This window comes from Exiguobacterium undae DSM 14481, assembly GCF_000620805.1.
Taxonomy (GTDB): domain Bacteria; phylum Bacillota; class Bacilli; order Exiguobacteriales; family Exiguobacteriaceae; genus Exiguobacterium_A; species Exiguobacterium_A undae.
Genome location: NZ_KK211187.1, coordinates 257,564 through 271,455, shown reverse-complemented (window position 1 = coordinate 271,455; position 13,892 = coordinate 257,564). Strand labels below are relative to the sequence as shown.

Genomic DNA, 13,892 nt, shown 5'->3' with positions numbered 1-13,892 from the left:
TTGATCCTCTCTCTCTTTAACCTATACTCTGTCGCCCACCTTAGCACAAGTTTGTTTAATCTTACAATCCATTACGAAACTTTTTGTGATTTTACACAAACCAAGATATACTGAATACATCAGCACGTTCAGAGAGAAAGAAGGAATGTCTTTATGTTAGAAGCGACCTACCATTCACTCGATGATTTGGCGGAAGCCATCGGAATCGCCTTAAACGCACCAATCACGATTGAGGATCGAAATCATCGATTACTGGCTTATAGTACCCATACTGCCGATACGGACCCAGCCCGGATTGCAACCATCATCGGTCGACGAGTTCCGGAATCCGTCATCGATCAACTTTGGAAAGATGAAGTCATTCAAAATCTGGCTGCCCAAGACGAACCTCTCATCATTTCGGCTCGGACCGGTGTCGGTCTGAATGACCGGGTAGCAATCGCCATTAAACAAGATACGGAAATTCTCGGCTACATTTGGTCGATCGCTCGGACCACGCCTTTTTCAACAACAGAATTGGCAGATTTAAAAAAAGGTGCCCTGCTTGCCCAACGTCAGCTGCTCGCGATTGACATGCAAAAGAAACGGCAGGAAGAAAAATCGGAACAGTTCTTTTTTGAATTGCTTCATGAAGACATGCCCGAATCGGAAATCCTGAAGACCTTTTCGAAACTGCACTTGGCTCCACCCGGCATCAGTCGATTGATGGTGATCCGCTTCTCGGAGGCCATCACCCCCCGTCTCGCAGATCGATTGCGTTACTTGCTGACGATTCAGCAAACTGTCCGTCCGCTCTTGTATGCGTATGATGAAACGGATTTTATTTTGTGGATCAGCACAAACGATCAGGATGCCCAACACGAACGGCTTCAATTTGATGCCTTCATCCAATCGTTTCGACAAATGCTCGCGGAACGGTTCAATTATACGAACTTCATTTCTGCCAGCAGCGAAGTGTTTACCGGTGTCCAATCTATTCCGGACCGTTATGAAGAAACGGGAATCGTCTTACGGTTAAAGGATGCCTTTCCCTTTGAGTTAGACGCGGTGACCCGCTATGAACGACTCGGATTATTCCAACTGTTGCCGATCTTTTCCGAACGCTTGCGCCGACGGACCGTCCGGCTTGAAGAGATTGAGCGGTTGCGTGCGTACGACGGCAAACATGCTGCCTCCTTATGTGAAACGTTGGAATGGTTCCTTCACTATGACGGGAACGTCAAGCAGGTGGCTTCCCATCTGCACGTCCACCCGAATACAATCCTGTACCGGATGCGCCGGATCGAAGAAGAAGCCGGCATTCGGATGGAGTCGCTCCCGGAACGTGCGCTCCTTTACTTGTATTTAAAAGCAGACCGTTATCCTTTGTGATTTTTCACAAAGGATTGTCTGTATTTTTGAAATCGCCGATAAAGTAGAACGCTTTCATTTCTCGTATACTGAAGGGGAAGTGAAACACTGTTTGTTTATTCGCGAAAGGGGATCGCATTTATGATCATCGGAGTATTAAAGGAAATTAAAAATAACGAAAACCGTGTTGCGTTAACGCCTGCTGGGGTAGCAGCCTTAACGGGTCAAGGACATACGGTCATCGTCGAAACAACAGCCGGTATGGGGAGTGGCTTTACGAACGAAGAATATACGCAGGCCGGTGCACAAATCATCGAAACAGCTGCAGAAGTGTGGGCCACTGCTGAGCTTGCACTCAAAGTAAAAGAACCGGTTGCTTCGGAATACCAATATTTCCGTCCGGAACTGACACTGTTCACGTACTTGCACCTCGCGGCAGAACCTGAATTGACACGTGCACTCGTTGATTCAAACATCACAGCCATTGCTTACGAAACGGTTGAGAAAAACCGGACGTTACCACTCTTAACACCGATGAGCGAAGTGGCTGGTCGGATGGCGTCACAAATCGGAGCTCAGTTCCTCGAAAAACCACACGGCGGCATGGGCATCCTGTTAGCAGGTGTTCCTGGCGTCCGTCGCGGTAAAGTCACGGTCATCGGCGGTGGAGTCGTTGGCACAAACGCAGCGAAGCTTGCAGTTGGTCTTGGTGCAGATGTCACCATCATCGATGTCAGTCCGGAACGTCTCCGTCAACTCGATGACATTTTCGGGAATTCAATCAATACACTGATCTCAAATCCGTACACGATTGCGGAAGCAGTCGCTGAAAGTGACCTCGTCGTCGGTGCCGTCTTGATTCCGGGAGCAAAAGCGCCAAAACTCGTCACGGCTGAGATGGTCGAGCGGATGAAACCGGGCTCTGTCATCGTGGACGTTGCCATCGATCAAGGTGGAATCTTTGAAACCGTCGATCGGATTTCGACACATGATGATCCGACATATGAGAAATTCGGTGTCGTCCATTATGCTGTTGCCAACATGCCGGGTGCTGTTCCCCGCACCTCGACACTCGCTTTGACGAATGCGACACTTCCTTATGTTCTGGAACTCGCAAACAAAGGCACACACCGCGCACTCGCTGAGAATCCGGCTCTTGAAAAAGGTCTGAATGTCGCACAAGGGTTCGTCACGTACGAAGCCGTTGCACGCGACTTAGGTTACACGTATAAATCCGTTGAGGATGTTCTGCACTTGCACGCTTAATCGCGTCACATGCAAATAAGAAACAGTCCGTTGCTTCGCGCAACGGACTGTTTCTTGTGTCAGATATCCTATATGATGAAAAGATAACATGACATAAGGTGGACTAGATATGACACATACGTTACACGCACATTCAAACGACATCACGATTCCCTTTGCGGAACTTGATCTCTTAAATCACCTGACTTCTGAAATCGAGGTGGATGGACTGCATGAAAAAATCCAATACCTTCAGAAGTTAGCACCGACCCATCCCCTTCTCGGCATCGCACAGGCCTATACTTTGTTTCATGCGAAAGAATTTTCAGCGGCACGTCAACAAATCGAGCTGGCGCGAGACAAGACGGGAGATCATGTCCGGGCTCATCTGCTTCTCGGTTTGATGAGCGAAATGGAGCACTTTCAACATGAGGCAGAACAACATTTCTTGACTGCCCTCAAGCTTTTCCCGGGCGAACCGATCGTCCATCGTTACCTTGCTGTTCATTATTATGACCGGACATTTCATGGGGAGGCTGCACATCACGCTCTCCAGTATTTGAAAAAAATCGGTCCTGACAGAGAAGGGACACTGATGATGATCGATATGATGCAGTCGATGCCGGATCATGACGACTATGTCTTGGAATCACTCTACGCAACACTGCTCGAAATTCCTGAACATCGGCACGATATGGTGTTTCATGCCATTGCCGCTAATAACGCTGAAATGCGGTATGACGCCTTTTGTAAGACACTTGACGGTGAACCGGACGAAGCAACCACTGCGCGGCTCGATTCGCTTCTGTCTTTGATGGTCGAACACAGTATGTGGGCAGCCATCCATGATCAATCCGACGAACGGATGTACCGCAAGATGTTCACCGATATGTGCCGCGACTTGACGTTTCGTCATGCCGGACTGCGATCCGTTCCGTTGTATCTGTCCATCCGGTCGCGGTACTGGATCAATCGCCTGCAGCACCGCGGATGACTTAAAGCGCAAAGGCGACGAGGGCACCAATCGTCAATGGAATCAACAGGTTGTCGGTGTCCCGGTACGAAACGGCTTCAATCAACGTGGCGATATTGGCCAGTAAAAATCCGTAGCTGACGGCGAGCCAAGACGGTAATTCATAAAACAAAAATGTTACCGTCAGGACAAGAAACGAGGCGAGGAACATCGCGATGCTTCCCTCAAACGATCGCTTTATGTTTCCGCGGGTATAAAATGTTTTTCCAAAACGTTTCCCGACGAGAGCGGCCAATCCGTCTCCCCAGGCCAGAACCATGCTTCCCGCGACGAGAGCCATCGGTTCCTGTTCGAAAAATAACATGACTAATAAGGCCAAGGCGACTGGGTAATACACCGTCCCGTATGATACTCGCTCGACTTGGTTCATCTGTCCGTCGCCTCGTTTTAAGGTGATGAGATTCACAACCGTAAAGAACAGCAACGGGACGATTGCAATGTACCACTGATCGATCCAGGCAAGCGCCAGAAAGACCCAATGTCCGACCGCGATATGAATCCATTTCCGAACCGTTTCGGGTTGTGCCTGTATTTTCCGTCCTGTCCACTCCAATCCGGCTAAGACGATTCCGACGATGACGATTGTTCCAATTGCAGCAATCCACTCCATACGAATCCCCCTTTTTCTGATAGTTCCATTGTACTTCGTTCGATTGGCGTTTGCTCTTTCGAACCTCCATTTGTTAACATAAGGTCAAATGACGTTCTAGAGAGGAAGTATTCTGAATGTATGATGCTCAAGCAGTTCAAACGTTATCTGGCTGCCTGCTTCGTTTAAAAGAAGGCAAAGGAATCGGTACACTCGTTTCTGAAGAGGAAGCTGAGCTTCCAAAAGTAATGACACGTCTCAAACAGTTCGACCCAACAAAAAATGGGTTGTCCATTAATGAAATCGTCCATCTTGCCAATGCATTGATCGGGGAACATATGTCGGCAACGACGATTCAAAACTGGACGAAACGAGAAGTCCGAGACATCATTGGTGTCCCGCACCGTGGTAAAAAATATTCAATCAACCAAGCTGCCATCATCTACTTGCTCGATGATTTGAAGCACCTCTTTTCATTAGAAGAAACACGGGAGTTATTGACGATTGTCTTTAAAAACCCGAATATCGATGAGGATGACTTGATCAGTCCCCTCGATTTTTATCTTGTTTATACACAACATGCCGAAACCAGTGGTCCGATTGAATTGACGGAAAAACGTCTGAGACGCTCATTAGAACGCATCAACGCCTACCGCCCTGAAACGGTCCATGTCCTTCAGCTTTGTCTCTATGCACGCCGTATATCGCATCTGACGCACGAAGCGAAGCAACGTCTGCAACATGTCTTACACACTTAACAAAAAAAAGATGTCCGCCCGATGAATCGGGGGACATCTTTTTGGTTAGACCGCTGTAAGCGATTTGTAGTTGACGTTATTCGTCAGACTTTTTAAGACAGAGAGCAGTTCATACATCGACAGTTTATCCGCATCTTTGACAAGACGGTACTCATCACCGTCCTGCAATAATTCTGCGACGACTTCGCCTGCTGAACTCCGAACTGAGAATTTTCCTTTTGTCAGGTCGAAGGAAATCGTATACGTGCCACGTTCATACACGTTATACTCACATTTCTTCGAGAAGAGTGAAAATTTCTCACGCATTTGACCTACTTCTTGACCATCGTGGTTCATCACGACCCATTTTTTACATGTCGGGATGAACTTACCAAACGCTACCCCTCTACCTTCACCATTCATTACTTGGACACGACCCGTTTCGTCGTGTTGAACTGCACCAATCATTTGGTGCGATTCATCATAAATCGCGGCATGACCTTGCGAAAAAACGCAACCCTGCACATAGACAACTTTGCGCAACAGAAATTCTCCTCTCACTGCTAAAAAGTGCTGGTATTTCGTCCCCAGTATATTTAGACATTCCTAATAATTTGATTTTCTTTATCTGACTGATATTTCGTTAACGAAAATGATTATTGCACCGTTTGAACAAATTGACAACCCCCTTTTGTCGACAATCATTCGACAACCTTAGCGAAAGCCAATCTCATGGGCAAACTCCAGTAATTCTTTTCGGTCAATCAATCGAATCCGGTTCGGTTCCGCCAACTGATAAGCGGCTTCCGTATAGGTCGAATTCGTAACGACCCATCCTTCATCCATGTCGTAAAACGGGACAGCCGCAGCCACTTGCTGCACGGCTTCCAAACCAACTGCTGAACTGTATCGTTTCGCTTGAATCGCAATCCTATACCCTTGTGCATCTTCAATCAACAAATCTGCTCCGAAATCACGTGAGGCCGGTGTCAACTCGACACGATACCCGGCTGTTTCAAAAAGCTCGACCAACCATTCTTCAAACTCTCTGCCTTCCATCCGATCCAGTCGATTTTCAAGCGATGGTGTCAGGAAAGAAAGGATTAAAAAGAGTATACACCCTACTATACTGATAATCAAGATTAAAGGTTCCCATGAACTCGAAATAAAATAAGATCCGATTATTCCGATAAATGCGAATAGCAAGGCAATCAGCCTTCGTTTCGTCCGTTTCTGCATCGTCATTTTTACTCCTTTTTCGTATCGTTCGATTTTCGTTTCTTTTTCATCATACTAAAATTTACTGCTCCCTTGTTTCTCAAAGAGGAACGTCATGTCCAAGTGGAGAATAAAGAGAAAGAGTACGTAGTGAACAGCACTACGCATCGCTAACGGCAATTGGGTCGTTTTATTTCTTTTAAGGAGGCAGCTCATGGCAGAACATTCATCTCCTTCTTCAAGCAGAGTCATCCATGCAACGTTACGCGCTCTCGAAGAACCTGTCGTGTTGGTTGATCGACTAGGTATGATCGACTTTGCGAATCCTGCATTTCATAAACAGTTCCTGACAGCGTCAGCTGATGTTTCGCTTACTTCGTTTTTTTCAATAGAAGAAACACTTTTCCCGCTCTCTCGTCAGGTCCGGATCGTCTCTCCTCCCTATGCGTTAACATTTTCACCCGTGGAGCAGACTGATTTTTATCTCGTGACCATCAAATCACTCGACTTAAGACAGCTGTTGAACTCAACGATTGATGCCGCCTTGCTTGTGACCGACTCGGATTTCTTCATCACCTCGATGAATGAAACGGCGAGTACACTGTTCGGATTTGATTTGACGTATCCACTCGATCACGTCACACCCATCGCATTGCATGATGCAGACGAATTTCAGCTTCGAAAACAGCACCTGGAGCAGTTGAATCTAAAAAATCTGGCGGATGAAGATATTCTTTTACTTCACGGTCGGGATACGGAAAACGAATGGACCTACCATCGAAAAGACGGCTCTCGTTTTCAAGGACGCCTCTATATGACACGACTCGAAAGCGGCGGATTTTTCCTGTTCATCACGGACATCAGTTCACAAAAACAAGTCGAAACGCATCTTGCCAAAAGTGAACGCCGTTTCCGGCTGATTGCCGAGTCCGTTCTCGAAGCGGTCATCTTCCATGATCAAGGTGTGATTCTCGATGCCAATCGTGCTGCTGAAATCATCTTTCGGACGAAACTCGAACTGATGAAAGGACATCAGATTCTCGATTTCATTCACCCTGAATTTCAAGAGTCTGTCATGCGACGCATCGCCGCCCACTATGAGGAACCGTATGAAGTCATCGGACAGCGGGCGGATGGAACATCTGTCGAAATTGAGGTTTTCCCACGTGAAATCACCTACGATAAAACACGGATGCGTGTCGCTGTCGTTCGGGATATCAGTGAACGGAAAAAAATCGAAAAAATGTTGGAGCGTGAAAAAAATGCCATCATGCGTCAGCGGGACATCACCCAGTCCATTCTTCAAGCTTCCAATGAAGGCTTTTTACTGACGGAGGAAGACGGCAGCTTTATCTACATGAACGTCAAAGCGCGAAAATTACTGGATGTCCCGGGCATCGCCCCAAGTAAGATTCAGGAACGGATCAGCATGATCCCAAATTTGGATTTAGCAACCCGCTATGCCATGTTGCAGCAAGTTGAAGAGTTACTGGCCGGAAAACATTCCGAAATTTCTTTCCGGTTCATGTTACAGCAGCCGGATGAATCCAGTAATCATTACTTTGAATTTTATGCGACGTCGATCAAAAAAGAACGCAGCCGCTTTTCCCGGCATGGTTTTTTGTTTGTCTTCCGTGACCGGACAGAGGAACAAAAAATGGATCAAGTCAAAGATGAACTCGTCAGCACCGTATCGCACGAATTACGCACACCACTCGCCTCGATTCTCGGCTTCATGGAACTGTTGCGCTACCGGCAGCCGACACAGGAGAAAACGACACGCTACATTCAAATCGTCCATGAGGAAGCCAAGCGGCTGACAACACTGTTAGACGACTTTTTAGATATTCAACGGATGGAAGGCGGTAAACAAGATTACGTCTTCAAGGCGTTCTCCTTACGTCAACTCCTGCTCGAAACGATCGAGACGTTTGGCGAACATGCCGAAACCCACACGATTCAGGTCCAGCTGGAGGATGACCCGGTCATGATCTTTGCCGATGAAAACAAGATCAAACAAGTCATCATCAATCTGTTATCGAATGCCATCAAGTATTCTCCTTCCTGTGACCACATCGATGTTCACTTGAAGAAAACGGCGGATCAAGCCAGTTTGACCGTCATCGATTATGGACTCGGCATTCCACAAAATGCGTTTGATAAGCTCTTCACGAAATTTTACCGGGTCGATAACTCAGCCATCCGCAAGATAGGCGGCACGGGACTGGGACTTGCCATCTGCAAGGAGATCATTGAATCGCACGGTGGTGCCATTTCTGTCGAATCGGAACTGAATCAGGGATCGACGTTCACGATCGTACTGGATCTCGATCCACGAAAGGAATTTGAGAAACTATGAAACGAACTTACTTGATGACCGGTTTCCCGGGTTTTTTGGCAACGAAGCTCGTTGAACGACTCGCGCTTGTACCGGAACAGATTGACTGCTTTTATCTGCTTTATCTTAAGCAGGAGCAGGCCGGCGCCGAGGCTCAGAAAAATCATTTTTTGAAGACGACTGCCTTACAAGAAGAACAGTTAATTTTAATAGAAGGAGATATTACAAAAGAAGGACTCGGCTTACCGGAAGCAATGCGGCAAGAGCTTGCGTCCCGCGTCACCCATCTCTTTCATCTCGCCGCCCGTTATGATTTAGCGACCTCGTATGACCTGGCGTTTCGGATCAACGTCATCGGAACATCCAACGTGACACGACTGGCGCATACATGCGTCCATCTGGAACGATATGTTTACTTCAGCACGGCTTATGTCTCCGGCTTACGAACAGGGACGGTATCCGAACAGGAACTGCTTCATCACGCTGATTTTAAAAATGCTTATGAGGAAACGAAATATTTAGCGGAAGTCCGGTTCCGCGACGAAATCGGTACGCTTCCGTATACCATCATCCGTCCCGGCATCGTCGTCGGACATTCACAAACCGGCGAAACACCGAAATGGGACGGTGTGTACTTTATCTTGAACGCCCTTCGCCTGTTGGACACGTTTGCCCCCTTGCCGTACGCCGGTCGGGCGAACGCGCTCGTCAATCTGGTTCCGTATGACTATGTCGTTGCGGCGACCACTTACTTGAGTCATGCGCCAGCCGGAATCCGGACGACCTATCATTTGACGGATCCCTTCCCGCACGGCGCCCGGGCGATTTATGAAATGCTGCATGTCGTCTATTACGGTTCCTATCCCCGCGGGGTCGTCCCGTTTCGTCTCGTCACATCGTTGCTGACGCCACGCGTCGCCAAACGATTACAGATGCAGCGTCAGACGCTCGATTACTTCGTTCACCCGGTCCGTTATGATACGAGCAACACATTACGTGACCTCGACGGGACAGGCATCATCTGCCCTGATTTGGCAGAACTGATTCCCCGCCTCGTCACCTATTACAAAACAAAACATTCACAGATTGGAGAAACCTTATGAACGTTTTAATCACCGGGATGAACGGAACGGTCGCTCCTGTCCTTGCAGACGTCTTCCGTTCCCACCATTACGACATCACCGCCTGGGACCGGTCCGTCGTCTCAACGACTGACCCTGCTATCATGGAAGCTTTCATCGATCGGGTCCAACCCGATCTGTTGCTCCATATCGGGATGGGGTCGGCTCATTTTGCTGAAACGCTTGCGCGGCTGTCGTTTGAACGAAACATTCCGTTTCTGTTTACAAGTACTGCTTCCGTCTATGCCGACGATCAAATCGGACCGCATGATCCTACGGTCGCACCGGCAGCAACGGATGAATACGGCGCATACAAGCGAACGTGCGAACGTCTGATTCAAGCGGTCAACCCCGATGCGTACATCGTCCGGATCGGTTGGCAGATCGGACAAGCAGCCGGATCCAATAATATGATTGATTATCTGGAACGCCATGCGGTCACCGGTCCGATCCCTGCCAGCACACAGTGGTATCCTTCCTGCGCCTTTTTAGAAGATACGGCACAGACGCTGTACACGATTGTTACGACATATACGCCCGGTCTTTATCTGGCGAACGGGAATTCCAATCATTCGTTTTTTGAGATCGTGACAGCCTTGAACACTCTGCACGGTGCAAAGTGGCAGATTCTAGAGGACAACCGCATGACACGCGATGACCGGATGACGGACGCACGCGTCACCATCCGGCCGATTTCAGAACGCCTGTCCTTCGTCCATTAAAAAAGTGTCCTTCGTCCCGATCAATACGGGAGGGAGGACACTTTTTTTGACTGTTATAGAAACTCAACCAATCAACATGTTTTCTTTTGGATAACGAATCGTCCGGTCGTGTTGCATCGCAAAGGTGAAGAGAATCGTTAAGGAACCGACCCGTCCGACCAACATCATGAACATGATCAAGGATTTTCCGAAGTCATTTAATTCTGCTGTGACATTCAAGGACAATCCAACTGTTCCGAACGCTGAAACCGTTTCGAAAAACAATCCGATGAACGGCACGTTTGGTTGCGATAAAGCAAGCAGCGTCGTGATCAAGGCGATGAACAACAGACTGAACACGGCAATCGCATAGGCTTTTTGAATCGCTTGTGGTCGAACGGTCCGACGCATCAACACCGTTTCCCGTTGCCCCCGCAAATAGGTCCAGACATTCTTTAGAATGACGGCGGCCGTCGTGACCTTAATCCCGGACCCCGTCGAGGCCGAACCTGCTCCAATGTACATCAGGACCATGATGAGACCAATCGAGAGCGGCACCATCGTCGTCAGATCAATCGTCTGAAAACCTGCTGTCCGTGTCGTGACGACTTGGAAGAATACAATATGGAGTGCCTCAAAAAACGAATACTCTTTGAGTGAACCAAGATTCGATACCCATTCATAGACCATCATTGCGATGACCCCAAGACCATTGATGACGAGCAACGACATGACCATTAATTTCGAGTGGAGCGAAATCTTCTTGAAGCTGCGCTTCGCTGATAAGTCAGCGATGACCGTGAACCCAAGTCCACCAATCATTAATAACGCGGCAATCGTCAGGATAAAGGTCGTATCTTGCTGAAAGCCAGTCAAGCTATCCCCCCATAACGCAAAACCGGCATTATTGAAGGCCGAAATGGCGTGGAACAACCCGTAATATAACGATTTCCCGAATGTGTACTTATACTGAATAAACAAGTCGAGCGCAATCAGGACCATACCGATCAATTCGACGACGACGGTCGTAACGATGATGTTCCGGACGAGACGAATCGTTCCTCCCGGACTGTCGAGATTAAACATCTCTTGAATGATGATCCGTTGACGAATCCCGATTTTCCGACCGGTTACACTCAATAAGACCAGCGCAATCGTCATGAAGCCCAGTCCGCCGACCTGAATCAATAGCATTAAAATGATTTGCCCGAACAGATTGTATGCTTCCGCGATGTTGATCGGCGATAATCCGGTCACGGTACCGGCAGACGTCGCAACAAATAAACAATCAATAAAGGAAACCTCTTGTCCTGCTTGCTGTGAGACCGGCAACCAGAGTAAAAATCCCCCTAACAGAATGGTGAGGGTAAACCCCATCGCAATGAACCGGGCCGGCTTATCAAATTGATGATAAATCAGTTCCCCGAGCCGTCCAAATTTGGCTAATCGCGAACGTCTTTTATGTGAAAACATGTTCGTACTCCTCCTATATGAAATGACCCAATTGCATCTATCATACTCTCTCAAAAACATTAGTTCTATCTAAATGTACAATCTGCTAAACCTTTTCGTTTTTTTTTGGTAAAATAGATAAAAGTCGACGTTTAATCATAAAAGGAGGTTGAGGGAAACAGTGGACCCTAGGACGGCTGAACATTCGATTGAAGATGTCTCGCGAAGGCTGGAACGCCAATCACAATGGATGCCCGCACAGTTGTATTATCAGTTCGAGGAGTTATTATCACTACATGTGGATCAATCAATTCTAAATGAATTGTATATTGCATTAAAAAAATACGATGTATTAACCGATATAGAGCGTGACGAACGAAACGAAAGCATTCAATTGCTTATCGACGAAAACGGCGCTTGATACTCGGTTTTTGGATTTCCGAGCAGAAGACGCCTCTTCTGCTCTTTTTATTTTTCGTTCACGATCAGACAACATGGGGAAAGGTGGCACAAACAAATGGATATCGTGTCGATTATTGGTATTATACTAGGCCTCATCACCCTAGTCGGAGGAATGATTTTAAAAGGGGCTTCGCCGGTCGCCCTGTTGAACCCAGCGGCACTTGTCATCATCTTTGCCGGAACGATTGCGGCCATCATGATCTCATTTCCGAAAGAGCGACTCAAAATCGTTCCCGCTTTATTTAAGGTCATCTTCTTTGAGCAAAAACTGATGACGAAACAAACGCTGTTGCAACAGTTTTTAACACTTTCGACACAAGCTCGAAAAGAAGGGTTGTTATCACTCGAAACAGCACTCGAAGAAGTCGATAATGCCTTCATGCGCCGTGGTGTCATGATGGTCATCGACGGACAACCGTCTGAATATGTCGAAGATGTCATGACACGCGATCTCGAAAACATGACGGAACGCCATCATGCCAACGCCAACATCTTTACGCAAGCTGGTACATATGCACCGACTCTTGGTGTACTCGGAGCCGTTATCGGACTCGTCGCTGCCTTGTCCGATCTGTCGGACATCGAAAAATTGGGCCATGCGATTTCCGGTGCGTTCATCGCAACCCTGTTCGGGATTTTCACGGGATATGTCCTCTGGTTCCCGTTCGCTACCAAACTCAAGCAAAAATCAGCCAATGAAATCCAACTGTATGAAATGATGATCGAAGGGATTTTATCGATTCAGAATGGAGAGTCCCCTAAAAATCTGGAGGATAAGCTACTTGTGTATCTGACACCGAAGGAGCGTGCGACGTATGAAACGGAAAAAGAAGCCGCATGACGAACATATCTCCGAAGGTTGGCTGATTCCTTATGCCGATCTTCTGACGTTATTGCTTGCCTTGTTCATCGTTCTGTTCGCTTCGAGTAACGTCGATGCCGTTAAGCTTAAAGCGATGTCCCAATCGTTCAGCTCCGTCTTTAACGGCGGTTCCGGGATGATCACGAACAGTTCATTGTCGACCTCACAGGAAGAAGAGGACTCCAAAAAGACGGATGCCCGGACAAAGGCGCAAAGTTATGAAATCGCCGAACTTGAAAAAATCAAGGAAGAAGCGAATGATTACATCAAACAACAGAAGCTTGAAAAAGACATCAAAGTCGAAGTGACGAATGAAGGATTGGTCTTCACGATCCGCGACCGTGCGCTCTTCTCTCCTGCACAGGCCGAAGTGCGCGGCAATGCCGTTCAGATTGCCCAAGGGATGAGTAATTTACTCGTTAAAGCCGGTCAGCGTCAGATTCAGGTATCCGGTCACACGGATAACATTCCGATCAACACGGCACAATATCCGTCCAACTGGGAGTTGAGCACTGAGCGGGCGATCAGCTTCATGCGGGCGCTCCAACGTAACCCGCAACTCGTGCCGAAACGGTTTACCGTCAGTGGATACGGCGAATATCAACCGATTGCTTCCAACCAGACGGAAAGCGGCCGGAGTCAAAACCGCCGTGTCGAAGTATTGATCCGTCCGTTAATTGACATCAAAGCACAAAATGTTCTCGACGAGACGAAAGTCAAACCATCATAAAAGCAACGCAAACAGGTCCATCCCAGACTATTCCGGGATGGACCTGTTTGCTGT

The 13,892-nt window shown here is 47.7% G+C and carries 14 protein-coding genes; 10 read left to right on the top strand and 4 right to left on the bottom strand.

The genetic code is table 11. From position 1 onward, the window contains the following. The first annotated feature begins 153 nt into the window (after positions 1–153). The 3 genes from P397_RS0102080 (at position 154) to P397_RS0102070 (ending at position 3,589) form a co-directional block, all read left to right on the top strand. Entirely contained in the window at positions 154–1,371 is a 1,218-nt protein-coding gene (locus P397_RS0102080) for a PucR family transcriptional regulator (protein WP_026831748.1), read from the top strand. A 120-nt stretch (positions 1,372–1,491) separates the two neighbouring features. After that, the gene (gene ald, locus P397_RS0102075) at positions 1,492–2,616 is read left to right on the top strand and encodes an alanine dehydrogenase (protein WP_026831747.1); all 1,125 of its coding nucleotides are present in this window, start codon (positions 1,492–1,494) and stop codon (positions 2,614–2,616) included. Positions 2,617–2,725: 109 nt separating this feature from the next. Beyond that, positions 2,726–3,589, top strand: a complete 864-nt coding sequence (locus P397_RS0102070; protein WP_028105466.1) for a tetratricopeptide repeat protein — start codon at positions 2,726–2,728, stop codon at positions 3,587–3,589. 1 nt (position 3,590) lies between these two features. Here P397_RS0102070 and P397_RS0102065 read toward each other — a convergent pair whose 3' ends face one another. Next, positions 3,591–4,238 carry a diacylglycerol/polyprenol kinase family protein gene (locus P397_RS0102065; RefSeq protein WP_028105465.1) on the bottom strand — a complete coding sequence of 216 codons (648 nt, stop codon included), beginning with the start codon at positions 4,236–4,238 and terminating at the stop codon, positions 3,591–3,593. A 116-nt stretch (positions 4,239–4,354) separates the two neighbouring features. On the opposite strand from P397_RS0102065, the gene P397_RS0102060 reads away from it, so the two are divergent. After that, the gene (locus P397_RS0102060) at positions 4,355–4,975 is read left to right on the top strand and encodes a DUF1836 domain-containing protein (RefSeq protein ID WP_026831744.1); all 621 of its coding nucleotides are present in this window, start codon (positions 4,355–4,357) and stop codon (positions 4,973–4,975) included. Positions 4,976–5,020: 45 nt separating this feature from the next. Here the strand turns inward: P397_RS0102060 and P397_RS0102055 are convergent, their stop codons facing one another. Together P397_RS0102055 and P397_RS0102050 are read right to left on the bottom strand one after the other, a co-directional pair. Continuing rightward, positions 5,021–5,497, bottom strand: coding sequence for a hypothetical protein (locus P397_RS0102055; RefSeq protein WP_026827182.1), 477 nt, complete (start codon positions 5,495–5,497; stop codon positions 5,021–5,023). 171 nt (positions 5,498–5,668) lie between these two features. After that, the gene (locus tag P397_RS0102050; RefSeq protein ID WP_026831743.1) at positions 5,669–6,193 is read right to left on the bottom strand and encodes a restriction endonuclease; all 525 of its coding nucleotides are present in this window, start codon (positions 6,191–6,193) and stop codon (positions 5,669–5,671) included. Between the two features lie 193 nt (positions 6,194–6,386). Between P397_RS0102050 and P397_RS0102040 the strand changes: the two genes are divergently transcribed. From P397_RS0102040 to P397_RS0102030, 3 genes are read left to right on the top strand one after another with little or no spacing between them, the layout of a single operon-like run. Next, the gene (locus tag P397_RS0102040) at positions 6,387–8,531 is read left to right on the top strand and encodes a PAS domain-containing sensor histidine kinase (protein WP_028105464.1); all 2,145 of its coding nucleotides are present in this window, start codon (positions 6,387–6,389) and stop codon (positions 8,529–8,531) included. Continuing rightward, entirely contained in the window at positions 8,528–9,613 is a 1,086-nt protein-coding gene (locus tag P397_RS0102035; protein ID WP_028105463.1) for an SDR family oxidoreductase, read from the top strand. Before P397_RS0102040 ends, P397_RS0102035 begins: the two co-directional genes overlap by 4 nt. Then, positions 9,610–10,353, top strand: coding sequence for a sugar nucleotide-binding protein (locus P397_RS0102030; protein WP_028105462.1), 744 nt, complete (start codon positions 9,610–9,612; stop codon positions 10,351–10,353). Before P397_RS0102035 ends, P397_RS0102030 begins: the two co-directional genes overlap by 4 nt. A gap of 63 nt (positions 10,354–10,416) precedes the next feature. Here P397_RS0102030 and P397_RS0102025 read toward each other — a convergent pair whose 3' ends face one another. After that, positions 10,417–11,805 carry a TrkH family potassium uptake protein gene (locus tag P397_RS0102025; protein ID WP_035414013.1) on the bottom strand — a complete coding sequence of 463 codons (1,389 nt, stop codon included), beginning with the start codon at positions 11,803–11,805 and terminating at the stop codon, positions 10,417–10,419. Positions 11,806–11,965: 160 nt separating this feature from the next. On the opposite strand from P397_RS0102025, the gene P397_RS0102020 reads away from it, so the two are divergent. From P397_RS0102020 to motB, 3 genes are all read left to right on the top strand, one after another. Further along, entirely contained in the window at positions 11,966–12,205 is a 240-nt protein-coding gene (locus P397_RS0102020) for a hypothetical protein (RefSeq protein WP_026827175.1), read from the top strand. A 96-nt stretch (positions 12,206–12,301) separates the two neighbouring features. After that, positions 12,302–13,087: a flagellar motor stator protein MotA gene (gene motA / locus P397_RS0102015; RefSeq protein ID WP_026831738.1), complete on the top strand. Its 786-nt coding sequence runs from the start codon at positions 12,302–12,304 to the stop codon at positions 13,085–13,087. Further along, positions 13,062–13,838, top strand: coding sequence for a flagellar motor protein MotB (gene motB, locus P397_RS0102010; protein ID WP_028105460.1), 777 nt, complete (start codon positions 13,062–13,064; stop codon positions 13,836–13,838). The genes motA and motB overlap by 26 nt, the downstream gene beginning before the upstream one ends. The last annotated feature ends 54 nt before the right edge of the window (positions 13,839–13,892 follow it).

Excerpts from the sequence above, each read along its gene's own strand:
- P397_RS0102080 (WP_026831748.1), top strand. The coding sequence starts at position 154 with ATGTTAGAAGCGACCTACCATTCACTCGATGATTTGGCGGAAGCCATC.
- ald (WP_026831747.1), top strand. The coding sequence starts at position 1,492 with ATGATCATCGGAGTATTAAAGGAAATTAAAAATAACGAAAACCGTGTT.
- P397_RS0102070 (WP_028105466.1), top strand. The coding sequence starts at position 2,726 with ATGACACATACGTTACACGCACATTCAAACGACATCACGATTCCCTTT.
- P397_RS0102065 (WP_028105465.1), bottom strand. The coding sequence starts at position 4,238 with ATGGAGTGGATTGCTGCAATTGGAACAATCGTCATCGTCGGAATCGTC.
- P397_RS0102060 (WP_026831744.1), top strand. The coding sequence starts at position 4,355 with ATGTATGATGCTCAAGCAGTTCAAACGTTATCTGGCTGCCTGCTTCGT.
- P397_RS0102050 (WP_026831743.1), bottom strand. The coding sequence starts at position 6,193 with ATGCAGAAACGGACGAAACGAAGGCTGATTGCCTTGCTATTCGCATTT.
- P397_RS0102040 (WP_028105464.1), top strand. The coding sequence starts at position 6,387 with ATGGCAGAACATTCATCTCCTTCTTCAAGCAGAGTCATCCATGCAACG.
- P397_RS0102035 (WP_028105463.1), top strand. The coding sequence starts at position 8,528 with ATGAAACGAACTTACTTGATGACCGGTTTCCCGGGTTTTTTGGCAACG.
- P397_RS0102030 (WP_028105462.1), top strand. The coding sequence starts at position 9,610 with ATGAACGTTTTAATCACCGGGATGAACGGAACGGTCGCTCCTGTCCTT.
- P397_RS0102025 (WP_035414013.1), bottom strand. The coding sequence starts at position 11,805 with ATGTTTTCACATAAAAGACGTTCGCGATTAGCCAAATTTGGACGGCTC.
- motA (WP_026831738.1), top strand. The coding sequence starts at position 12,302 with ATGGATATCGTGTCGATTATTGGTATTATACTAGGCCTCATCACCCTA.
- motB (WP_028105460.1), top strand. The coding sequence starts at position 13,062 with ATGAAACGGAAAAAGAAGCCGCATGACGAACATATCTCCGAAGGTTGG.